Below are 22,428 nucleotides of genomic sequence, written 5' to 3' on the forward strand. Positions count from 1 at the left end.
TATTAATATCCCAAGACGAGGCCACGGCTAATTAGATACCAACCATCAACAAGTACGAAGAGTAGGATCTTAAATGGCAAAGATATTGTAGTAGGTGAAAGCATCTGCATACCAAGAGCCATAAGTAAATTTGCTACCACCATATCGATTACTAAAAATGGCACAAATAATATAAAACCTATCTGAAAAGCCTCTTTCAATTCACTAATAACAAAAGATGGAACAATTATTGCCCAATCTTCATCAGTGAGAGTTGCGCGATCTTGAGGTGCTCGCATTTTCCAGGCGAGTTTATAAAACATATCACGATCTTTTAAATGAGCGTGTTTAATTAAAAACCGGCGTAATGGATGTTGGCCTTCACGAACTAAATCAATCACCTGATCGACAGTAAAACTCATAATTTTTGCTTTATCTTTGCTGTACCGTGCCATTCTTTCTTGAGATTGGTGATAAATCTCTAAACCCACTGGCATCATGATATATACAGTAAGAATAGTAGCAAGTCCGGTAATTACTTGAGTTGGCGGAATTTGCTGGGTACCTATGGCCTGGCGCACAATTGAAAGCACAACTGCAATTTTTACAAAACTTGTCACCATGATGAGGATGAATGGCACCATCGCAAAAACTGCGAGAGCCGCCAGCAACACCATAGGACGATTGGCAACACCAGCATCGGTAAGATCGCTGCCACCTAGAATTTTACTTATGCTTTGAGCAGATACAACATTGCTACTTAAAGTAATTGCAATACCGATTAAAAATGCCAGACTACGCTGATGCCATTGCCGTTTTTGCGTTTGCATTATTAAGGCCTCTCGTTGTTATCGTTTGGTTTTGCGAAGTCTGGCTCAACGCGTTCTGTTTGTGAAAATACTTTAGCGAACGAACCCTGATTTTCTGTTGCCTTTTGATTGATATCAGCTAGTAGTGTTATCCCTTTGTCATTTCCCGCGCCTATCAAATACTTATATTTACCAAAAACCTCAATGATGAATAATGTATGACGAGTATCAAGAGGGCAACGTTCGATTATTTTTAATATACCTTGAGTGCGGATTTTACCTCGCCCAAGACGCCAAAGCACGATTTTGCCAAGGCCGTAAATTAAGGCTACCACAAAAGCTAACGATAATAACGTTCGCCAAATTTGACTCATCAAACTATGGCTTTCGTCTTCATGGCTTTTATCTTCTTTAGATTTGGTATTACTAAGGCTAATATCGTATGAGGATGGCGGTGGTTCTTTGGCATTTAGGTCAATATTAGGAGTATTTTTGTCAAATAGTGTTTGAGTACTATTAGCTTTTGTATTTTCTGATGTAGCTATATTAATATTAGTTTTAAGCGAGTTTTCCGGTATGGGTTGTTTATCGCTAGCAGCGAGAACGAATAATATTGAAAATAATATCTGATACATGAGATTTATTTTAAGGTGCCCCAATAATTTGAATTAAACGAACGCCGAGTTCACCGTCAACTTCAATAAGTTCACCACGAGCAAATAGTTTACTATTTACTACTAGGTCAACTGGGTCATTGGCGCCGCGGGGTAAGCGTAATACTTGGCCCTTATGCAAACGTACGACTTGAGCAGTGTTCATGCGAATACGCCCAAGTTCAATGACCACCGGTGCATCAATATCACGTAGCAGACCTTCGGTCTCTTCTAAGTTTGCTTCATTTAGAGCTTGATTTTCAGACATAGTGTTATCGATTTCTTTATCCGGGTTGACTTCTTCAGTCATCGGCATCTCCACAGGTTGTTCTTCAACAACAATCTCAATTATTTCAGCGCGTGGTTGTTCTTCTTCGGTAAAGCGACAACGCAATCCGCCATTTTTGCCCGCGCCGATACGAACAAATAGCTCACCGCGAATGCTATCAGCAGTTTTTAAAAGGCTATGATTTTCAATGATAATAATATCGCCATGTTCAAGATTAGCAAAATCTGCAGCATGCAAATCAGGCAGAGTTGCGATTTCAAAGCGAGCCGAAACTTCTGTATCACTAAGTGTTTGCAGAATAGTCTGCATATAAATTTGTTCTAAAGAATTAGCACCGCTTTGCGCAATGGTTTTACCAAAAGACTCGGTAACCAGGCTGCCCGGAATGAGAATACGAGCATAGCCTAAGCGTTTGCCAACAGCGACACGAAAACCTAAAACAACGTATTCTGATTCACTATCAATTAAAAATTGCACATCATCTAATTTTTGTGAAAATTTATCTAAAGTTAAAGCAAGTTCATGGCCGGTTTGCATTCCATCATGAAATAAAGACAATATCTTAAGCAGCAAAAATGAAAGTACCCCTTCTTCAATTTCAGTAAGTGGCCTTATTATTCGGTGACTTTCACCTGTGCCACCTAGCAGTCGTTCAACTGCAAAAGCTGCAAGGCTAAGATCTAAATCAACAATTATTTTATGTTCACTAGGAGCTGCGCCAATTACTAGCAAACAGCTAGTTGCTGGTATCATGGGAGCAATATCGCGACGAGCGATGATTTTCATATCAGGAGGTAATACGTTGCAGGGCTCTTTTAAATATCGCTGCAGTAATTCTACCAAAGTTGGATAAAATTCGGCTTCAAGAGGACGACTACCGAAATAATTCATCATTGTCGCTTCTAAAGCGACTTCGGTGCGGCTCATCCGCTTAAGATTAGTAAATGTAAAAGGGCGAATTGATGTCATACGTGAAGCTGCCAATTTGGCAATCGACGCTAGCACTACCTTTGTATAACTTCAAGTCGTTCGAGTGTAAGACCTCGGTGACCGAAAGCTCGTGCTAAGGCGCCTTCACTCGCTTTTACTAAACGAGCGACATTTTTATCATCGGTGTGGAATTTGCATGAAATTTTTCCGCCATTGCTGACGATATCTAATCTAGCTCCGCTTAATATATCGCTTTTTAGCTCAATGGTAAATTGGCTTAGCCCTTCTGCGTTTACTCCCGAAAAAACGCGGTTAACTATAGTTTCAAGTAAGTGTTGGGGCAGAGTAGCTTGATGACCTGCATGTGCATGTGCAGCAGCTTGAGCTTGTATTGCCATATCTTGTTGACCTTGCTCTGAGCTGTTACTGCCATCATTATCTTGTGAGCCACTATTATTTTTATTGTTTGCATTACCACCCTGATTATCATCACCAGAAATGGCTGCTAAGCGGTCTGAATCGAGACGTGCTTGTTCTTCACGCTCTTCTGCCTTAAATGTTTCATTGCGCTCTTCTTTGCGTTCAGCTTCGCTTAAAGAATCATCACGTTGAACAATATTATCAACGCGGGATTGCTCAACTTGTTTTTCGCCTTGTTTTTCTAGCATTTTATTTAACCTACGCGCATCAATACCACTGCGTGCTAAAAGCGCGCTATTTGCTTGATGACGAGCGGTGGCTTTTTGTTGCAGTTGCGACTTATTTTTTGCCTGCATTTGCTGTTTGAAGGCGTTTTGTGAAGCTACCTGTTTTTCGGCTACCAGCTTTTGAAAATTTTCGCCGACTTGTTTGCTTTTAGTGCGCTGTAAATCTTCAGCGCGACGTTTGTCATCATATCTTTGAGCTTGTCGTTCTTCTTCTACTCGAGTCATACCTATACCTACTTTGGTTTATACTCTTTCGGTTGTTTTTTGCCATACAGCAACTAAAAACGATCATTTCGCATAAATATTTGTTGTGCTAACTCATCCATATTTTCTTCTTCCTTTTGTTGAATTTTCTTTTTCCATTCTTCTATTTGTTTTTCTTTATGTTTTTCAAGGGCTTTGAGCTCTTGATTTGCTAGCATTAATGCCTGACGTGCATTGTCCATTTCTTGTTTTTTATATTCTACGACAGCTTTTTGCGCTTCGATAGCTTGCTTTTGCATTTCTTCTTGTTCTTGCAAGCGTTGAATGTAGGTATTGGCACCAACTACATCTTGTGCCGACATTTCGCCCCGCATAGATTTTTCAGCATATTCACGGCGTTTTTGTTCACGGCGAGCTTCCATACGCTTAAGCTCAAGCTCCATTTGTTTTTGTTTTTCTTCTTCGCTTTTATGCGCAGCTATAGCCTCGCCAAATGCTTTTTCAGCTTCTTCTTTGTTGCGTTCGCGTATTTCGAGTAACGCTTGCAGTCGATACTCGGGCGTATTAGCCATCTATTTCTCCAGCAGATAGGAGCCGACAGGGTAATGTCCCTTATCTTGCCTTATCTTGCATCAGCAAAAAGCGCGACTAGCTTTTGTATAGTTGTTTCAAAATCATCATATTCATCGGTGGGTTGCCTTAAGAAAGCCTCAACTTCTTCGATTTTATCGATAGCATAGTCAGTTTTAGGATCAGTGCCATATTGATAAGCGCCAAGCAGAATCAAATCACGCTGCTTTTCATAAATTGCTAACACTTCGCGTAATTTGCTGGCGGCTTGTTTATGTTCGGGACTGACAATTCCAGTCATAACACGTGATAATGAAGGCAATACATCAACCGCTGGCCAATGATTACGTGCACCTAAAGCACGATTAAGAATGATGTGACCGTCAAGAATACCACGCACTTCATCAGCGATAGGTTCATCCATGTCGCCGGCTTGCACCAAAATAGTATACAGGGCGCTAATCGAGCCACTTTCGTTATTACCGGTGCGCTCCATTAAACGCGGAATTTGTGCAAAAACACTCGGAGGATAACCTTGCCGTGCGGGTGGTTCACCAATAGCAAGGCCAATTTCGCGTTGGGCGCGGGCAAAACGAGTCGAACTATCCATCATATACATGACTTTTTGGCCCTGATCGCGAAACCATTCTGCAATTGCTGTAGATACAAATGCACTTTTTAAACGCACCAGCGCAGGTTCATTTGAAGTGGCAACTACTACAACAGATTTTTTACGGCCTTCGTCGCCCAACGATTCTTCGATAAAATCAAGAACTTCGCGACCACGTTCACCGATTAGACAGGTAACGACTACTTCAGCCGCTGTATTACGGGCAATTTGGCCCATTAGGGTAGATTTGCCGACACCAGAACCCGCAAATAGACCAATACGTTGGCCCAAACCAAAAGTGAGCAAACCATCGATAACTCGTACCCCCATAGCGATGGGTTCAGTAACACGTTTTCGTTTCATCGCATCAGGAGCAGGTCGGTCAACCGCCCAATCAGTTAGATCAGGAATGTTATCAAGGGGAGGGCCACCATCAATTGGTCGGCCTAAGCCATCAATAATACGACCAAGTAAACCCCAACCGCATTTAATCGAAAAGGGTTTACCGCTGGGGATAACTTCACAATCTGGACCGATACCATATGCTTCGCCCAAGGGCATTAGCATTACCGCTTCATCACGAAAGCCAACAACTTCGCAAGTCACGCGGTGCTGGCTGCCGGTATCGATATAGCACATTTCACCAATGCGCACGCCGGGAACCGTGGCTTTTATTACTAAACCAGTGACTTCAGTCACACGACCGCGAACATTAATGGTTTCGGCTTGTTCGACAGCCTTGATATATTTACTAAGATCGATAATTGGCGCTGTGCTCGCCATGAACTCTCCGTTTAGTATTTTGAACTATTTATTATAACTAATAAAATCGATAATGGTCCATACTGATAAGTAAATGAACATTATTTTAAAAAATTTCCGCCAAAAATATTGCTTTTTTATAAGTTTTTGCTGTTCTTTTTCAGCCAACAGCATTGGTGACAGACACCGTTAGCATCTTGAGTGTTGCCTCCATTCTTATAACCCACCGTTATTAATGCGGAAATTTTTGGTGGCACTTGCACAAATGTAATAGGGGTTGACAGTTAGGTAAATAAATTTATTGATACTTGTGGTTGAGTATGAAGGCTATTGATTAAAGGTCGTTAGTCCAATCTGGTAGGTTTTTTGCATGTTGGTATGCTTTATTAATGGCGTCTTGCAGAGCTTTTAGTTTTTTGTTCATATCATCTGGTATCATTTTTTGAGCTTGTATTAACTTTGCTTTTTGTGCTTTTAGCTGATCTCGTTCCTTAGTTAATTCGGAAAACAATTTAAAATCCTCGCTAATATATAAATAAGGATTTACTTTTTTTTCTTCATTAATAAATTTTAAAAGGGTTTCAAGTGCCTTAATTTCTTTTAGATGTGCCTTAGTAAACTGTTTGTAGCCATGGTCAGCATTATCATGATTACTGCCATCAAAGCTTTTATTATCTTCACAAATTGAATTATATTGATCTCTTAGCGTAGCCAAACTATCTCTGAATTCTTTTGATACTCGTCCAATATGGTCAATTAGAGAATTTTTATTGGTAGTAGCTTCAGGTAGGCCATATTTTTTTGCGGTATTTGACGATGTTACTTGGTTTGGGTAATGCGGAGTTGGGCTCGATTGTTCATCAGTGCATGTAGCTACTATCTGGTTTGCGCTTGGTTTTTTATCTGTTGGAAAGATATCTATACTGGCAGTGAGTAGATTTTTAAGCTTAGTGCGTAGAGTATTTGTATCAGCATTTGTTTGATTGACTGGTAGATCTGGAGCTTGTAGGTCATATACAGGATGACATCGCGTAATTAGCGATAATATTTCCCAGGCTAATTCCCCAACCGTTATATTATTATCAGCTTTGCAAATGTTATTGGGGTTAGCTATTGTTTCTTGATAAATTGCGATGATTTTATCCCAATTGATGTTGATATCTTTAATGCTAAGGTAATCAAGCTCTTTAATACGGGAATTTTTATTTGATAATTTGGCAATGAGATTTTTTCCAACAAAACGTTCGTAAGATGGCCTTTGCGAGATTTGATCGATTTCACATAATTCTTGATTAGAAATTGAATTAAGATTTGCCATATAGAATTCCGTATTTTTAAAAATCCTTGATTTTGATTATCGGTAAATAAGGTACAAAGTTGCTGTTTAAAAATTTTTAGAAGTGAAGTAATGATGCTGGGCACTATTAAACTTAACATTATATTTATTACCGCATGATTATCAATTACAACGCTTCTCTTTGTTGCCAATCAGTTACCAATTTTTTAAGACGAGTTTCGGCAGAGATGCCGCTTTTAACTTCTACCCAGATCCCATCTGATAAACCAATTTCAATCTGACGACGTTCAAATTGTTGTGGTGTGGTTTCAATTTCAACAAAGGTTTTATCTTTATCATAAACTATCCAAGCCTCATTAAGGCTTAATACTTGATCACGCTTGGCGACAATAATATCAGCGTTGGCACTATAGTTAGAACGCATAAAGTCACCTTCATCAAGTTTGACCGCAGCCCGCACTTCAAATTCAATAGTGCCTTCACGTATTTGTCCTTTGGGTGCAATATATTCAAGAGCGCCGGAAAATTTTTTATCACCAAGAGCGCCGACAGTTATTGAAACCGGCATAGCGACTTTTAGCCGGCCAACCTCGGCTTCGTCAACACGACCCTGAAAAATAATATCTTTCATATCAGCAACACTGGCGATAGTAGTGCCTTCATTAAAAGTATTGGCCTCAATAACGCTGCCGCCTTCTTTAACTGGTACTTCAAGAACCATGCCTGGTATAGTTGAATAAACCAAATTAGCAACATTACCTGCCTTTTTAGCGGCGCCAACTTTAAGTAATTGCAAATTATTTTCGGCGGTCTCTACTTCTTGTTCATGCAGTTTATAGCTGATTTCGTGACGCGAAAATTCAATATCAGAAATGGCATTATCTGCACGTAATGTTTGATAACGCTTAAATTCAGTTTTAGCATTGGTTAAATTTAATTTTGCTGCATTTAAAGTAGCCTCGGCTTGATTTACTTTTACTGCATCAGGAATAATTTGAATTTCAGCAAGTAAAGTTTTACGTTTAACAAAGTCACCTGGCTCAACATAAAGCTTACTAATTACTCCTGATATATGGGCTTTCATCGCTACTTCTTGGCGCGGCACAATTGAGCCGGGAGCAACAATCTTTTTAATAATGTCACGTATTTCTGGAGTAGCGGTTTTATATACAATCGGTTTTTCATGTGCTTTTTTATAAAGATAAATTAGAGTCCAAATAAAGGCACCAAGAACAATCACTGTAATAAACAATGGTAATAGACGACGCATCATTCGGCCCTCAATGCTTCAACAGGGTTAATGCGAGCTGCGTAACGAGCTGGTAGTAGACCAGCTAGTGCTCCAGAAATCATGAGCACTACAACAGCAAGCACAGCAGTATTAAAATCAACTTCAGGTTGATTAAGTGGTGCATCTTTTATTTGGCTTACAACACGTGATATGACATCAAGCAAACCCACACCAGCTACTAAGCCAGCATAACCAGCAATTGAGGTGAGCGCGATAGCTTCTTTAGTAACCATTGCGATAATAGCTATAGGTGTTGCCCCCAAAGCTTTACGAATACCAAACTCGCGGGTACGTTTTTTTACCGTCACTAACAAAATATTGCTGACGCCGAGGATACCCGCTAGCAGTGTAAGCATGCCAACAAACCAAACAAATTTTTCAATGCCATCAAAAAGCGAGGCTAGTTGATCAAACTTTTCGGCTCCATTAAAAGAGCCTATGGCTTGTAGATCGTCTGGATGTACTTGATGCCGTAATCGTAGTGTGCTTTTAACAATATTTTCAGTATCAATTGCAGGGGCCGAGGGCGACAGAGTCAAGGCAAACCAATGAACGCTATTGCGCATATTAAAGGCCTGCTGACAGGTAGAAAAAGGAATAATTACCGCTGAGCGAACACGGTCACCCAAGAGCCCGCCTTTATCAGAATCTATTGTACCAACGACTTGAAAATTTACTCCTCTAATTTGTATATATTTACCGATTGGGTCAGTATCAAGAAAAAGTAATTTGTTGGCGTCGACACCTATAACTGCGATTTTGCGCGCTTCATTAAGGTCGCGATCATTAAAATAGCGTCCGCGTTCTATTAAAAATGGTTCAACAAACTTGAAATCGACAACATCACCAGTGACCCGAAAAGTACCGGTGTGTTTGCTCGCCGTAACTTGCTCATCACGCCAGATACCTAAACGAAGTCGTGGGGCGACGTATTCAATACCAGATATGCGAGCGATAGCATCAATATCATCGTTGTTAAAACGAACATAACGACCAGGTTGTAAACCTTGATATGGTATCGAGGTGCGCTCACTCCATATGTACAAGCTGCGAGTGACTAAACCACTAACATTTTTGCGGGTGCCGTGTTCAAACCCTTTACCAAGTCCGAGCATAACAATGAGCATAAATACGCCCCAAAAAACACTCATAGCGGTAAGTAGCGTACGAAACTTGTTGCGTTTAAGAGCAACAACAATTTCTTGCCAAGAATCTAACCCGATCATTATTGCCCCTCACGTAAAGCTTCAACCGGGTTAATGCGAGCGGCGCGTAATGCCGGAAACAGGCCGGCAAAGATACCGGCAAGCACTAATAAACCAGCAGCTACTAAGGTAACCCCAATATCTACCGAGGGTGAACGCATATACGGAGTGTTTTTAAGAAAGCTTCCAGCTAATTCTATTAAAAATACACCACTAACTAGACCAGCATATCCAGACAGGGTGGTGATTAAGGCCGCTTCCACCATCACGGTACCCACGATAGATTTAAAGGTTGCCCCGAGAGCCCGACGAATACCAAACTCACGGGTACGCTCTTCAACGGCAATTAACATGATATTGCTGATACCAACGACACCGGCTAAAAGGGTACCAGCGCCAACTATCCACATAAAAACCCGCACCCATAAGATTATTTGCATAATTTTGTTGTACTCTTTGAGATTGTTATAAAGCTGAATAGCGCGGAGATCATTGGGTGCAACATGATGACGTATACGCAACATACTTAACACTTGCTCAGCAATATGTTGGCTTTGTGTAACGCTAACATTACCAACAGTAAAGGCTAAGGCGTGTATACGATTGGGTTCTTGGTAAGCTAATTGTGTTGTAGTTATTGGCACATAAATTGTTCTTTGATCGGCTTCGCTACCCTCATCTGCAAACTCGCCGACAACATGATAATTTTGACTACGAATTTCTATTAGCTCACCAAGCGGATTTTTTTTTGCAAAGAGGATTTCACTAACTTTAGAACCAATAATGGCAATTTTACGTCGATGGTTAATATCTGCTTGATTGATAAAGCGGCCACGTAGCAATTCTATTTGTTCAATGGTTAGCAAACCCGGATGCACTCCATTGACTGTAAAAGCTGAATGTTTGGTGCCAACTTTTACTTGAAATTCTCCCCAAAAACTATATTTACCTGAGATGACTTTAACCCCGGGGATTTCGCGTTTTATCGCTTCATAATCATCGTTGGTTAATTTTATATCGCGTCCAGGTTGGCGGCCTGCATAAGCTATACTTGTACGCGAAGTCCATACCCAAATAGTAGCAAGGTCATTTCTTCTAAATTCCCAACGTACCCCATTTTCAAGGCCATTACCTGCACCGAGCAGTAATGCTAACATGAGCATGCCCCAACTTACACTAAGTGCAGTGAGAAGGGTGCGAAGTTTGTTGCGTCGCAGTACATTTATTATTTCAGCAAAATGTTCAAATAACATTGAGTTAAAATTTTATATGGTTAAGGATTATCGTCGACCACTTGGCCATCGCGTAAATGAATAGTGCGGTGGGTGCGTTCGGCAATATCGTGTTCGTGAGTGACCACAAGAATAGTTAGTCCAGCTTTGTTGAGTGAATTAAACAAGTCGAGTAATTCATGTGAGGTAGTAGTATCGAGCGCGCCTGTAGGTTCATCAGCTAATAAGAGTTTTGGTTGAGTAATTAAAGCGCGAGCAATTGCTACTCGTTGGCATTGACCGCCAGATAATTCATTGGGGTAATGATGAGCACGGTCAGCTAAATCAACCTGCGTTAAATAATCTAAAGCTTGTTGATGACGTCGTCGCCGTGGGATGCCTTGATAGTAGAGGGGTAGAGCCACATTTTCTAAAGCAGTTTTAAATGATAAAAGGTTAAAGGCTTGAAACACAAAACCAATAAAACGATTGCGATAGCACGCTGCCTCACTATCGCTTAAGTTTTTAACTAATTGAGTATCTAAATAGTATTCACCAGTGTCGTAATTATCGAGAATACCAAGAATATTTAGTAAAGTCGATTTGCCTGAACCTGAAGGACCCATTATTGAAACAAAATCACCAGCTTTAATATTTAGGTTTATATCGCGTAAAACATGCAGCGCTGTCGGCCCGCTTTGGTAAGATTTATTAATTTTTTTTAAATGAATCATGACCTATCCAGAGAATAAACCATAAGCAAATACCGGTTGTCACGGGCATAAACTGATATTTTTCAATAAGTTGCATAGGATTATAAAATAAAAGAGAACATTTTGATGATTTTTTCGATAATTAATTCTATGTTGCATCTTGTCATTTTTTTAAGGTTAATTGCAGTGTTAAGCAAAGAATATTCTCACTTTTAATAGGAAGGGTATAAAATGGCTCCAGTCGCACCACCAATTAAATCTAAAACTGCAGAAACAGCTAAGCCTATTCCAGAGCTGGGTAATAATTCGCCTAAAATTTATCGCCTTGAGGGTAATTTAGACGAGGTAAAAGTTGAACTTTTTTCAACCGATGTAATGTTAAAAAATATAGAACGGAATATTAAAAAATGGACGGGCAATTGTGATAGCTTGCCAATTATTCAAACGGATGACTCGAATAATGCAGATGCAGACACAACTGCGAAGACGCAAGGGTCAATTGATGTTAAACCGACTAAAGCTAGCAATAAAGAAGAGTCGATATGCAACAGCATTAAATTATTCCCGAAATTTGTAGTTAATTACGGCAATAATCAAGAGCAATTATCTAGCGCTACTTGTCTAGAAAATGGCAGCATTGAAATTACTTGTTCATCAACTAAAGGCGAAGGTTGCACATTTATGTGCCAAGTTGATGAATTGCAAAAATATGATCAACTATCTTTTAAGCTACGAGAATTTCATTTGCAATTTTCTACTGATGAATTTTCCTCAAAGAATCAGTCGGATTTTACAATTAATCTTTATTATTATACCGACCAAAAAATTTCTGTGCCGGTTTTTATTAATAAAACAGATAAAAAAGGTTTTATTAATTTGGCAATAAACACCGCACATATTAAAACGGTAAAAAATGGCAAGCTATTTTTTGATATTGAAGTTGTTAAAGATGGTTTTACAATGACCCTTAGCGATATTTGTTTAGGCAATAAGCCACCCAAAAAATCATGGCAAAAGCAAATTGGTGATTTTTTCTCTAAATTCAAAAAGCGCTAAATATTAAGTTGCTAATTTTGCTAATTTACGCCATTTTTTTGCGCCAATAGCTGCTTTGTGGCCAAATCTTTTTTATGAATCTCGTATCAATTCCTAATGAAGCTGAGCGTCGCCGTCGTCCGCGCGTACCCGTAGAACTTAACATTGAAGCCCTTGATAATGGTCCTGATTTGCTGGCTCATGATATTGGCATAGGCGGCATGTTAGTGTCGACTATGCATCCGCGTTGGCCGGGGCAACACATACGAGTGCGTTTTAATTTGCCAACCGGTGGTCGTGCGATTCGTGCTACTTGTCGTGTATTAGATTTAGTTGAAGTGCCAAAAGGTATAGGTTTGTCGTTGCAGTTTTTGGCGTTAGCCCCTAAGGCACAATTAGAAATTTTACGTTTTGTAAATATGCGGCTTAAGGGTCAAACCAAAGAGCAGCCGCAGCTACACTAATAAGCAAAAAAATTCAATAAGCATTAAGCTTTAATATTAGAAATCAACTTCATCTTGTCATCGTTGTCTTGCTTCATCATGTTAGTGATGGTGTTAACTGCTAACGAATAATCTTGATATTTAGCTTGCAGATCGAATTTTTTGAGTTCAGTCATATCACTGACGTTTTGTTTCATGGTATCAAGCTCGGCCAGTAGTGCCTCGGCACCGGCTTTATTGAGCATTTCAGTGCGGGTAGTAACTTGGCGATTGCCATCTTCATCATAAGTGACTTCAGTCCAAGTGAATTCTTGTTCAGCTTCAGGATCATCGCCCCAATTGGCTATCATGTCTGCTAATTCAGTGTAGCAGTTACGCAATTCGCGAGAGAGTTCGGTGTTAGCGGAGACGTCTTCGGCAAAACCACGCAACCAGCTTTCCATACCGCCTAAAGCACACAAAATAGCGTTTTGGGTACCAACAGTTTGAGCATCAGAAACTGGGCCTAAAACATATTTAGTCTGCTCAGAAGCTGTAAGTGACGATAAATTAGTAACTACGAAGTTGCCATTTAATATATCTTCGCCCAATTTAAGGCTGCCAGCAATAGCCGCTTCTTGCATTTCTTCAGGTAGCGAAGCGTAATAGGCATTGATTTGAGCCTGGGTGTCAGGATCAAGCGAAGAGGTAAAGCCACTTAAATCAGTGGATGTGACATCATAAGAAGTAGTTATTTTGTCGATATCAAGACGCTGTTTTTCTATCTTATAAGCGTCAACGCTGGTAGTGGTCTGAACTTTGTCGACTTTGTTAATGGTATTGACGGCCATGGGTCTTTGCCTTTCGAAAATCGCTAAATTATAAGTGTTGTTAAACCATACACCTTAATTTAACTTTGGGTTATCTACTTTTAAGGTTTATGGATCGCAATAAATTGTTGCAATTCTTTTCGTTGGATTAAAAAGCGTAGTAAATCCCCAGATTTAGTATTATCCACATAATTTTTTAACTCACGGGCTCGGCTAATGTTTTGTCCATTTATACCATTAATAATGTCGCCAGCCATGAGACCAGCGCGTTCTGCTGGGCTTGCGGCATCTACTGTTTTGACAACTACTCCAGATACCTGCTCGAGATGAAATTCTCGTCTAAGTTCTGCGGTGATATCTGACACTATTAAGCCTAAACCATCGCCAGCTTCTGATGAACCTTCGGCAATTCTTTCTTCGTTAGTAGGAAATTCAGATAATTTCATGGTTAATGTTATTTCTTGTTTATTGCGCCAAATTTTTATGCTAATGGGCTTATCTATTCCGGCCATACTGGCTAATAGTGGTAAATCACTAGCAGTTTTTACTTGTTCGTCAGCAAAAGCTAAAATGATATCACCAACTTTTATGCCAGCGTTGCCGGCCGGACCATTTGGTTTTACATCAGCAACTAAGGCGCCCATAGTTTGAGTAAGGCCATAACTTTCGGCTAACTCGGTGCTGAGCGGTTGAATGCGAATACCCATCCAACTACGGACGAATTTACCTTTATTTTTTAGATCAGGTAGCATGGCTTTTACCATGTTAATTGGTATGGCAAAACCAATGCCCGCACCTGCTGAATTAACGGCAGAATTAATGCCAATGACTTCGCCTTGAGCATTGATAAGCGGACCACCAGAATTGCCAGGATTGATCGAAGCATCGGTTTGTAAAAAGTCATAAAGGCCAACACGACCTGATGGAGCAATATCCCGGCGTTCTTTGGCTGAAATAATACCTACGGAGACTGAATGTGAGAGTCCAAAGGGATTACCAATAGCAACAACCCATTGCCCGATACGCACAGAATCTGAATTACCTAAAAAAGCTACAGGTGCATTTTTGATCTTTGCAGCTTGTATTAAAGCAACATCATACGCAGGGGCCGTACCAAGGACTTTACCGGTTAAAGTTTTTTCAATGCCATCTTTGCTTGCGTAGGTAACTTCAATAAGATCAGCATTTTCAACTACATGATAGTTGGTGAGAATTAATCCATCTTGAGAAATGAAAAAACCGCTGCCGATGCCTTTATTACGATATTCGCGGGGAACATCAGGACCAAAGAAAAATTCATAAGGCAGCTTTTGCGTGCGTGCCATGACTTTATGTTCGACTTGAATGCTTACCACGGCAGGTACAAGTTGGTCGGCCAAAGCAGCAAAATCAGGAGGTGGTTTACTGCCTAAATATTTCGAACCGGTAGGGCGTTCTGACCAGAGATGTTGTGGAGCAGCAAAGGATAATTGCGGAATAAGCAAAAGGCTCATAATACAAATGCGGTAAGGCATGCATAGATCTCCAAACGATTTGAAATAATTATTGAATCCTATGAATTGATTTCATTAGCAACTTATTCCAGAGAACGAATGATTTGGCTAGCAAGCAAGCTTAGGCTCAATAAAGCCATGCAAAAACAATATGTTATAGACGCTCGCTTTCGCCTTGAGTAACGAGAAATTTTATAACTATAACGCGTTGATTTTATTGATTGCGCTAAACTCCGTCGCGTGTGTTTAAATGTAAAAAATAAAAAAATACACAATTTTTTTTAGTGAATAACGATAATATAAAAGAATCATACTGGCACTAAGTGCAAAAATATAAAATTTGAAAGCTAATTAACGGTGATATTGCCGATAACTAATAAAAAAGCATCATCAAGAGCTGCAGGCTCTCATGATAATGATGCTGAAGCAAAAGCAACTTTGACTAAAAAAGAGCCAGTCAAGAGTAAGAGGCGATCCGTTGCTTTTGCGAATACAACCAATAATAATAATAATAATACCATTAAAGTCACTTTAAAAAAGGCCGCATCTGATAATTACGAAACCATAGATTGTCCAATAGTTACAATAAATCCAATGAGTGTTGGCGATATAGCAGCCACTACAGCCAAAACTCTTGATGAAGCTTATCAGAAAAATGAAGATGCAAATTCGCCGGCGGTATATTTGCGTATACAACGCGCTAAAACCGAATTACGCGCAATCATGAATAATACTGCGAAAATTAGAATTGAAGAAAGTGTGGCACGATATATAAATGATATAGTGCAAGAAAAAATTTATAACAATGGAAGTCTTAGTGAAATAAAAAACTCGTATATATTTGATGCTGAAAATACATGGGTTTCACCGACAGCCACATTTTTACAAAATACACCTAATGTAAAACAAGCAGGTAGTGATACATCAATATCTCCTGATTCTACTGTCAATAAAACAAACTTTCTAGTTGATGATATAATCAAAACACCAGGATACCAAGCAAACGTGCAGTTTATAGGGGCGTTTGCTGCGCTTAGTGACCTGCAACTGCGCGAAAGTTTGGGTGAAAAGCAATACATAATTTACCAAGCATTGATGCAACAGAAATTAGCTTTATCAGAGGACCTTAATGCTACAAGCAGTAAATTGAAAGATTGGCGTGAGCGGCATGCAGATAAAAAAAGCATGGTGCGTGCAGGTTTAGGGGTATTAAGCGCGGGGGTTAGTCAGGCACGTGATATATATGAATGGCAATCATGGCGAAATGGCTACAGCCCCACGCAAGCAAATATAATAGACGCTAGCGCGGCAGAATTTGACAAATATGCGGGTGATCCTCTGGCTGCATTTAACGAGACCGCTGATAATCCTGAATTATATACAACAGCTAGCGAGCATGAGGTAATTGCCCATACGGAGCAAGCGATAAAAGCCATTGAGGATGCCTGTATAATTATACTGAGTGGCAGATCAATTACCCCGAAGAATGTTGACATTACTGCAGATCCAATTTTAGCGAGCCTGGCAGAGTTCTCAGTAAGCAATGATAAATATCTGGCGAACGAAAAGATATATGCTAACCGTGTAGTTTTTCTGCAACAAACAGCAAAAGCCGGTAGAGTGGGTGATGCGTTATTGGCATATCAATCATTAGCGCAAGCGTATTTAAATTTGCCAAGCGCTAATAAAGAAAGTTTTAATTATACTAAAGATGGTAAAGGTTCATTAACGCTTGCAATTAATACCGTCTTGCGCCGTCATGATTTAAATGGCCATAAGGTTGCATTATCAATAACTGATTTAGTCTCGCCGCAAGTTCGTTGTTTAATAATCGACTATTGGGGTGAAATTAAAGCGGTATATCAGTCCCAAATTACGGGTGAGCCAGAACGTAAAGCAGAAAAATTTGTTGCCTTTGATACAGAGTTATATAGCAAAGAAATAGGGCGCCTTAAAGACATAGAGGAGAGTGCAAGTCATACCAAACTACATGATATATTAAATAACCAAACAATAAATGCAATATTTGCAAATATTAAAGATGCTGAGCCTTCATATATCAAAAAATTTGGTGATGGCGTATTGTCATTTATTGATTCACCGCAACTATGGGGCATGGTTGGGGTTGGCACTTTAACCAGTGGGGTAGCTAGTGGTTTAGTTCTTGGCTCAAGAGCGGTAACGGTAGGCGAATTAATTAATTATGCGCGTACCGGCTCATTAAGTGTTGAAGCCATTGGTATGTGCGCGGCAACGGTAAGCATAGACGGTATAGCTTTTCATGCAGGTATGAATATATTTAACGAAGTTATTGGTGAATATGAGCAAATTAACAATAGTGAATGGAGTTATATTAAAACTATCTTAATGATGGGGGCAATACAGCTTGCAACTAGTGCGCATTTTAGCCGTGTCCAAAATAATGCGATTAAACGCCAAATGCGCGCTGCAGAACAAAATAAAAATATACTAGTACCAGCAACAAACTCAGTGCCAGCGCATTTAATTAAAGCCGAGCCATCTAGATGGGTTAAAATTGGTAATTTCGTTGATGATGCGGCAAGTAATACCATAGAAGCGGGGCGCTATTTTAGCGAAGAAGCACTGTGTTTAAGTGCAGTTGAGACGATTGAGATGCTAGGTAAAGACCAAGATGTCAGTAGTCTTAGTTTAGCTTTAGAGCAGACTATGCAATTTTTGTTAGCGATGCGGCTTGCACATGGAGTGCAGCGGGTTACGGGATTGCAAGTGCAGCAAAAACGCAACGTGCAGCGCTATAAACCACGACCAGATGAAGTGACAGCTCTAGAAGATTTATTTATTGCAATTAATAACTGGCGAGTTGATCCAACTAGTGATGGTTTTGGGAGAGTCCTATCGCGACTACGTGCTTATTTTAATACTCTTGAGTGGGAGCAAGTGCCAACTCAGCCAGAAACTAAAACAGCGGCGAGTAAGAAAGCACAAACACCACCGGTTGTTGAACCAGAAGTGTCGCTAATACCTATAGAACAACGGATAGAAGAGACACATTATAATCTTGATGAGGTTAATAGGCACATACGAGAACTATTAGATGATACATTAGAAATAACCTTACAAATGTGGCAAAAAGATGTATTTGTGCCAAGAGAATCGATTAATAGTTTATTAACATTACTAACAGAGCGCCAGCAAGAATTAAGAGAGCTTGCTGATACTGTCAAATTATTAAGGACCAATAACAACGCAAAAAATATTACTGAAATGCAGAATTTATTACTAGATTATGATGTAGCGACAGAAAATATGGCACGAGCTGAACGTCTGGTGCGATTGCAGCATGAGATCATGGAATTACTCGTGGATGTAGATATCGGCAATATGCTTGTCGAGAAATTGCAACAAAGCTGTGAAGAGAATACTGAAAATACCGTAATGGAATTAGATAAAATTTATAATTCTACGATAGCTGCTCGTGTAAGAATATTGAATCAAATCGATGCTTTTGATGCAAATACAGGTACTGAACAAACCAGTAATCTAATTAGGCGCTGCCTGTCTGATTTTGGTGAATTAGTCGATGATCCAATTTTAGATTTTATTGGCATGGCACAAGGTTTACGAAAATCGCAAACTATTGCGGTAGAAAACTCAGATGTAATAGATATTAAAAATACAGTGTCCACCAAAGAAAATGCGGTAACCGCAAGCATACCAGAAAAAAGTTTAGCAGAATATAGAAAAACTGTTGAAATTGCGATTAAGCAAGCAAATAACGCTAACGATTATCTTGACAAACAGGTTACTGAATTAGCACAGCGAAGTGATTTTGAATATTTAGAAGAAGAAGTGTATGATAAAGCTGAAGAAGATTTTGCAATTGTTACAGAATTATATCAAGAATCAAGTGATTCTTATAAAATGGCAGGCTCTGCTCAGGCAGTAGATGTCGAAATACCAGTTGGTTTTGATATAGCCGAAGCCAAATTTAAAAATACTCTTAGTACTGCACGGGCACAACAGCGCAGTGTTAATGTTGCACTCAATGTTCGTGTTGGTAGACGCTATTGTGGATATTTAAAAATAGTTACTGAAAGATGGGGGGAGTATCCACAAGATAAAGAAGTTGTATGGCAAAGCATGCGTTCAATTCTTGAATCGACTCAGCAACAGTTAGAAGAAGATGTTTCACACTTAGAAGTATGGATCGGAGACTATGATAATTCATCACCGGCAGCTTCTAGCTTACTGCCGATCGTAAAAAATAGAATAAAGACCGCAAAATCACAGATCGATAATATACAAAATGTATTGAGTCGCAACCGTATCGCGCCGGATCAAGAATATGATAATAGCTTCGGTGATATCGATCAATTATTTGCCGCGGTACAAAATGATGATCTTCGCTCCGTCTCGCTAGCGCAACCAATTGATGAGCATTTAATGTTAGTAAAAAAGGGTACAGAAGAAGCCAGATTTTTACGCGACCGAATGCGAAACTATCTACAGAATGTTGTCGACGGAAAGGTAGATATTTTAAGTAGAGAAGGGTTTGAGCGATACAAAATTAACGTTTTAGCTTATTATGGAAGATTAAGCGAAATTAAAAAATACTATCAGAATGAATTGCCTGAAATCACCGAAGGCCACGAAAATGGTCTACTATATAAAGAATTTAATATTGTTTTAAAATATTCAGAAAGCATAATGACGATGATGAATGTTGTCGGCCTTCGTCAACAGCTCTTAAATATTCAAGAAGATATTGGAGAAATCTTTCACAATACAAACGGTCATTTTAATAAGGACATAGATTTTAGTTTATTAGAGCCAGGTCTTCTGCCAACAGAAGTATTGTATAATTTACAGAGACGACGCTTTGAAATAAGCAGCCAAGTTTTAATAGTTAAACGAGAGTTGCAAAACTTAGATAGTAGGTATATTGATACTTATAAAGAATTGATTGACGCTTCTAATCAAACATTTATTGAGAATGAGCAATTGTTAGGCGCACTTGATGAGTATATTGTAGATAAACAGCTAATGCCTAATAAAGTAAGCAGATTGTCAGAGGTTTGGCGTGCTCCTTATATGGTTAAGGAAGTAATTGAAGATATGCTGCATGACTGTCAACTACTATGCGATAAAGCCAATTATGTAGAATCAGAAAACGCCAAGCGCGAATATCTCAAACAAGGTCGAAAGAAACTCGAAAATATTAAAGACGCAATGGAAAATTATGGCGTTATGGGCGCACGTGAAAAATACAATCATATGTCGATGGTATTGTACGAAAAATATACATCAATGCAGGGGGCGTTAAATAAAATCGGTATACAAATAGGGCCATAGTATACAAAAAAAGGAGAAGAGGCAGCTAGTAATTTGTAGAAGGCTGCAGCTTAACATTTATAGTAGATAGATTGTTATCATTAGTGTATGGGAACTGCCAGGTTAAAATTTTAGCTATAATTTTTGACTTTAATTTTTTGGATACATTTTTATTAATAATATTTACACCAGTAACTTGCCCATTAGTATTAATTGTTATGCTAAAGTTTAATGGTCGTTCCTCGGCAATTTCAGCATACCAAAGTTCCATTAGCGTTTTTTTATGGGTATTAATAATTTTTTTGACTTTAGCTTTATCGATATCACCTTCAATAGTTATAGTTGCTTGGTATTTGTCTTTTGCGTTTTCTTTTAAATTTTCTTGTGCTTTAGCACGAGAGGCAGAGGTTGCCGGTGTCGCTAAAGTGATATCTGCTACCGATTCAGAATTAATACTATCCAAATCAGGTGCAGCTTCTAATTGAGCTTCTTTAAGTGGCGGAGCTTCTTTTTTAGAGGCGATACGGTCTGCTTTTTCTTCAGCCCACTTAGACACAGGTGCTGTCGGAGTTTGAGGTTGCGGCGCTGGTTTTGCTGCAGGTGCTTTAGCATAAACGCCTTTTTTATGCTTATCAGCTCGCTCATAAGGCAATTCACCTAAATGAGTCGAGGTGCCTTGGCCCACGCCCCCTCCTGTAAGAGCCTTATTATTCATTTCGCGATCAATATTTTTTGCAAGTGGTGCTGGCTCCTTAGCATCGTCTATCTCGGCCCAACCTATTACAACACGGCTATCAGCTGCCTTATCTTTATTTTTAATAGATACTTTTGGTGGTTGCGCGTAATTGCGTGATGGTTGGGTTTTTCTGCCAACTACTGAAATTCGGCGCTTAGCCGTATCTTTAAATACTTCAGACGTAGTAGCTGTTGGGGGTGACTTTTGTAGTTGTGAATGTTTGAGCGAGGGTTTACTTTTGTCAAGACTTCGTTTTTGTTGGGTTATCGGTGCTTCTTGTTCATCAGCAATAGCTAGTTTGTGATCACCTTCTTTTACTTTATCATTGATTACTTCAATAATATCAGATTGGGTTTTTGATTCGACAACTGGCTTAGCTATTTGCACATTTTCTTCATTAAAAGTAGTTGGTTGTGGTGTTTTTAAGGTTTCAGGCCGAGAAGTAACAAGAAATAATACTAAAGCCCCAGCACCAACAGGTGCAAGAAAATAACCAAGACGAAGTAATAATTGTTTTTTAAGTTTGCGTGTGGCGACACTAACAGCAACCCGATGTGCAAATAACTCTGGCGGGTCATTAATAAGAAAAGCATCGCGTTCTTGCTTAAGTATGCCTAAACGCTCTTGTAAAACTTTAGATGCTGTTAGTTGTTGTTCGATCACCTTAGCGCGCGCTGGCGAGAGGTCATTAGCCAGATAGCGTTCTAAAAGTATATCAGGAATGTGCTCATTAGGCGCCGTCATTGCTGACCTCCTTGGCGCTCGGGCACCATAACAGTTTTAGTTATGCCAGCACGATCTTGTGTATGTAACGAGAATCGTTTCAATTTTTTACCAATAGTGCGCCGTGATAAATCAAGGCTACTAGCTATTTCATCTTGGGTAAGCCCATCAACATGGGCCATAACGGCAATGGTCAAAGTTTCGCTATCAAGACCAAGGGTTAGCGAGGCTATTTCGCTTGCAGCCAAAGTGCTTTCTCCCAAGCGAGATGCTAGCGCGGTGTTGGGCATTTGGCGTTCATCTACCTGCACTGGTTCACCTCTGGTCTTACGACGCCGCAAAGCGTCTATCGATAAGTTAGTCGCAATACGGTATAAATATGTGAACGCGCTTGAGCGACCAGCAAAACGGCTGCGCCCATTGACAAATTGGCAGAAAGTTTCTTGCATAATTTCGCGAGCATCTTCGGGATCGCCAAGTAGTGTAAGTGCACGACGATATAGAGCGTGGCCGTAACGTTTATAAAGCTCTGCAATTTCAGATTCGTCTAGCATGTAAGTTCTAGTATGGTAGCATACATCATTATATTAGGCGAAAAGACAATAACAGTGCAAAATTGCCAGCAACAATCATATTGGCTTAACTT

At 39.6% G+C, this 22,428-nt stretch carries 18 protein-coding genes; 3 read left to right on the forward strand and 15 right to left on the reverse strand.

The window, feature by feature from the left end:
• Window positions 1-2: 2 nt before the first annotated feature.
• The 11 genes from sctR to JW841_08620 form a co-directional block, all read right to left on the reverse strand.
• Complete coding sequence (gene sctR, locus JW841_08570) at window positions 3-809, reverse strand: type III secretion system export apparatus subunit SctR (protein MBN1960987.1); 807 nt, start codon at window positions 807-809, stop codon at window positions 3-5.
• Between the two features lie 2 nt (window positions 810-811).
• Complete coding sequence (locus JW841_08575; protein ID MBN1960988.1) at window positions 812-1,423, reverse strand: flagellar biosynthetic protein FliO; 612 nt, start codon at window positions 1,421-1,423, stop codon at window positions 812-814.
• A gap of 10 nt (window positions 1,424-1,433) precedes the next feature.
• Window positions 1,434-2,699 (reverse strand): FliM/FliN family flagellar motor switch protein, encoded by a 1,266-nt coding sequence (locus JW841_08580; GenBank protein ID MBN1960989.1) that lies wholly within the window; start codon window positions 2,697-2,699, stop codon window positions 1,434-1,436.
• Between the two features lie 35 nt (window positions 2,700-2,734).
• Window positions 2,735-3,592 carry a hypothetical protein gene (locus JW841_08585; GenBank protein ID MBN1960990.1) on the reverse strand — a complete coding sequence of 286 codons (858 nt, stop codon included), beginning with the start codon at window positions 3,590-3,592 and terminating at the stop codon, window positions 2,735-2,737.
• Window positions 3,593-3,645: 53 nt separating this feature from the next.
• A complete protein-coding gene (gene fliJ / locus JW841_08590) occupies window positions 3,646-4,143 on the reverse strand; it encodes a flagellar export protein FliJ (protein ID MBN1960991.1) in 498 nt (165 codons plus the stop codon).
• Window positions 4,144-4,193: 50 nt separating this feature from the next.
• A complete protein-coding gene (locus tag JW841_08595) occupies window positions 4,194-5,534 on the reverse strand; it encodes a FliI/YscN family ATPase (protein ID MBN1960992.1) in 1,341 nt (446 codons plus the stop codon).
• A 313-nt stretch (window positions 5,535-5,847) separates the two neighbouring features.
• A complete protein-coding gene (locus JW841_08600) occupies window positions 5,848-6,831 on the reverse strand; it encodes a hypothetical protein (protein MBN1960993.1) in 984 nt (327 codons plus the stop codon).
• A 145-nt stretch (window positions 6,832-6,976) separates the two neighbouring features.
• Window positions 6,977-8,083 carry an efflux RND transporter periplasmic adaptor subunit gene (locus JW841_08605; GenBank protein MBN1960994.1) on the reverse strand — a complete coding sequence of 369 codons (1,107 nt, stop codon included), beginning with the start codon at window positions 8,081-8,083 and terminating at the stop codon, window positions 6,977-6,979.
• Window positions 8,080-9,327 (reverse strand): ABC transporter permease, encoded by a 1,248-nt coding sequence (locus JW841_08610; GenBank protein MBN1960995.1) that lies wholly within the window; start codon window positions 9,325-9,327, stop codon window positions 8,080-8,082. Before JW841_08610 ends, JW841_08605 begins: the two co-directional genes overlap by 4 nt.
• Window positions 9,327-10,559, reverse strand: coding sequence for an ABC transporter permease (locus tag JW841_08615; GenBank protein ID MBN1960996.1), 1,233 nt, complete (start codon window positions 10,557-10,559; stop codon window positions 9,327-9,329). Before JW841_08615 ends, JW841_08610 begins: the two co-directional genes overlap by 1 nt.
• A 20-nt stretch (window positions 10,560-10,579) precedes the next feature.
• Window positions 10,580-11,251, reverse strand: coding sequence for an ABC transporter ATP-binding protein (locus JW841_08620; GenBank protein ID MBN1960997.1), 672 nt, complete (start codon window positions 11,249-11,251; stop codon window positions 10,580-10,582).
• A gap of 210 nt (window positions 11,252-11,461) precedes the next feature.
• Between JW841_08620 and JW841_08625 the strand changes: the two genes are divergently transcribed.
• Both JW841_08625 and JW841_08630 read left to right on the forward strand, forming a co-directional pair.
• Complete coding sequence (locus JW841_08625) at window positions 11,462-12,286, forward strand: hypothetical protein (GenBank protein ID MBN1960998.1); 825 nt, start codon at window positions 11,462-11,464, stop codon at window positions 12,284-12,286.
• A gap of 74 nt (window positions 12,287-12,360) precedes the next feature.
• Window positions 12,361-12,729, forward strand: coding sequence for a PilZ domain-containing protein (locus JW841_08630; GenBank protein ID MBN1960999.1), 369 nt, complete (start codon window positions 12,361-12,363; stop codon window positions 12,727-12,729).
• A 23-nt stretch (window positions 12,730-12,752) separates the two neighbouring features.
• Here JW841_08630 and JW841_08635 read toward each other — a convergent pair whose 3' ends face one another.
• The gene (locus tag JW841_08635; GenBank protein MBN1961000.1) at window positions 12,753-13,538 is read right to left on the reverse strand and encodes a hypothetical protein; all 786 of its coding nucleotides are present in this window, start codon (window positions 13,536-13,538) and stop codon (window positions 12,753-12,755) included.
• An 80-nt stretch (window positions 13,539-13,618) separates the two neighbouring features.
• Window positions 13,619-15,031 (reverse strand): trypsin-like peptidase domain-containing protein, encoded by a 1,413-nt coding sequence (locus JW841_08640; protein MBN1961001.1) that lies wholly within the window; start codon window positions 15,029-15,031, stop codon window positions 13,619-13,621.
• 336 nt (window positions 15,032-15,367) lie between these two features.
• Here JW841_08640 and JW841_08645 point away from each other — a divergent pair, with 336 nt between their 5' ends.
• Complete coding sequence (locus JW841_08645; protein ID MBN1961002.1) at window positions 15,368-20,344, forward strand: hypothetical protein; 4,977 nt, start codon at window positions 15,368-15,370, stop codon at window positions 20,342-20,344.
• Between the two features lie 25 nt (window positions 20,345-20,369).
• On the opposite strand, the gene JW841_08650 is transcribed toward JW841_08645, so the two are convergent.
• Both JW841_08650 and JW841_08655 read right to left on the reverse strand, forming a co-directional pair.
• Window positions 20,370-21,803 carry a hypothetical protein gene (locus JW841_08650; GenBank protein ID MBN1961003.1) on the reverse strand — a complete coding sequence of 478 codons (1,434 nt, stop codon included), beginning with the start codon at window positions 21,801-21,803 and terminating at the stop codon, window positions 20,370-20,372.
• The gene (locus tag JW841_08655; protein ID MBN1961004.1) at window positions 21,800-22,336 is read right to left on the reverse strand and encodes a sigma-70 family RNA polymerase sigma factor; all 537 of its coding nucleotides are present in this window, start codon (window positions 22,334-22,336) and stop codon (window positions 21,800-21,802) included. The genes JW841_08650 and JW841_08655 overlap by 4 nt, the downstream gene beginning before the upstream one ends.
• Window positions 22,337-22,428 lie beyond the last annotated feature (92 nt).

The sequence above is a fragment of the Deltaproteobacteria bacterium genome, assembly GCA_016931625.1.
Taxonomy (GTDB): domain Bacteria; phylum Myxococcota; class XYA12-FULL-58-9; order XYA12-FULL-58-9; family JAFGEK01; genus JAFGEK01.

Bases quoted from the DNA above. Each gene is read 5' to 3' on its own strand.
- sctR (MBN1960987.1), bottom strand. From the start codon at position 809: ATGCAAACGCAAAAACGGCAATGGCATCAGCGTAGTCTGGCATTTTTA.
- JW841_08650 (MBN1961003.1), bottom strand. From the start codon at position 21,803: ATGACGGCGCCTAATGAGCACATTCCTGATATACTTTTAGAACGCTAT.
- JW841_08655 (MBN1961004.1), bottom strand. From the start codon at position 22,336: ATGCTAGACGAATCTGAAATTGCAGAGCTTTATAAACGTTACGGCCAC.
- JW841_08640 (MBN1961001.1), bottom strand. From the start codon at position 15,031: ATGCCTTACCGCATTTGTATTATGAGCCTTTTGCTTATTCCGCAATTA.
- JW841_08595 (MBN1960992.1), bottom strand. From the start codon at position 5,534: ATGGCGAGCACAGCGCCAATTATCGATCTTAGTAAATATATCAAGGCT.
- JW841_08625 (MBN1960998.1), top strand. From the start codon at position 11,462: ATGGCTCCAGTCGCACCACCAATTAAATCTAAAACTGCAGAAACAGCT.
- JW841_08605 (MBN1960994.1), bottom strand. From the start codon at position 8,083: ATGATGCGTCGTCTATTACCATTGTTTATTACAGTGATTGTTCTTGGT.
- JW841_08585 (MBN1960990.1), bottom strand. From the start codon at position 3,592: ATGACTCGAGTAGAAGAAGAACGACAAGCTCAAAGATATGATGACAAA.
- JW841_08600 (MBN1960993.1), bottom strand. From the start codon at position 6,831: ATGGCAAATCTTAATTCAATTTCTAATCAAGAATTATGTGAAATCGAT.
- JW841_08610 (MBN1960995.1), bottom strand. From the start codon at position 9,327: ATGATCGGGTTAGATTCTTGGCAAGAAATTGTTGTTGCTCTTAAACGC.
- JW841_08615 (MBN1960996.1), bottom strand. From the start codon at position 10,559: ATGTTATTTGAACATTTTGCTGAAATAATAAATGTACTGCGACGCAAC.
- JW841_08635 (MBN1961000.1), bottom strand. From the start codon at position 13,538: ATGGCCGTCAATACCATTAACAAAGTCGACAAAGTTCAGACCACTACC.
- JW841_08580 (MBN1960989.1), bottom strand. From the start codon at position 2,699: ATGACATCAATTCGCCCTTTTACATTTACTAATCTTAAGCGGATGAGC.
- JW841_08630 (MBN1960999.1), top strand. From the start codon at position 12,361: ATGAATCTCGTATCAATTCCTAATGAAGCTGAGCGTCGCCGTCGTCCG.
- JW841_08620 (MBN1960997.1), bottom strand. From the start codon at position 11,251: ATGATTCATTTAAAAAAAATTAATAAATCTTACCAAAGCGGGCCGACA.
- fliJ (MBN1960991.1), bottom strand. From the start codon at position 4,143: ATGGCTAATACGCCCGAGTATCGACTGCAAGCGTTACTCGAAATACGC.
- JW841_08575 (MBN1960988.1), bottom strand. From the start codon at position 1,423: ATGTATCAGATATTATTTTCAATATTATTCGTTCTCGCTGCTAGCGAT.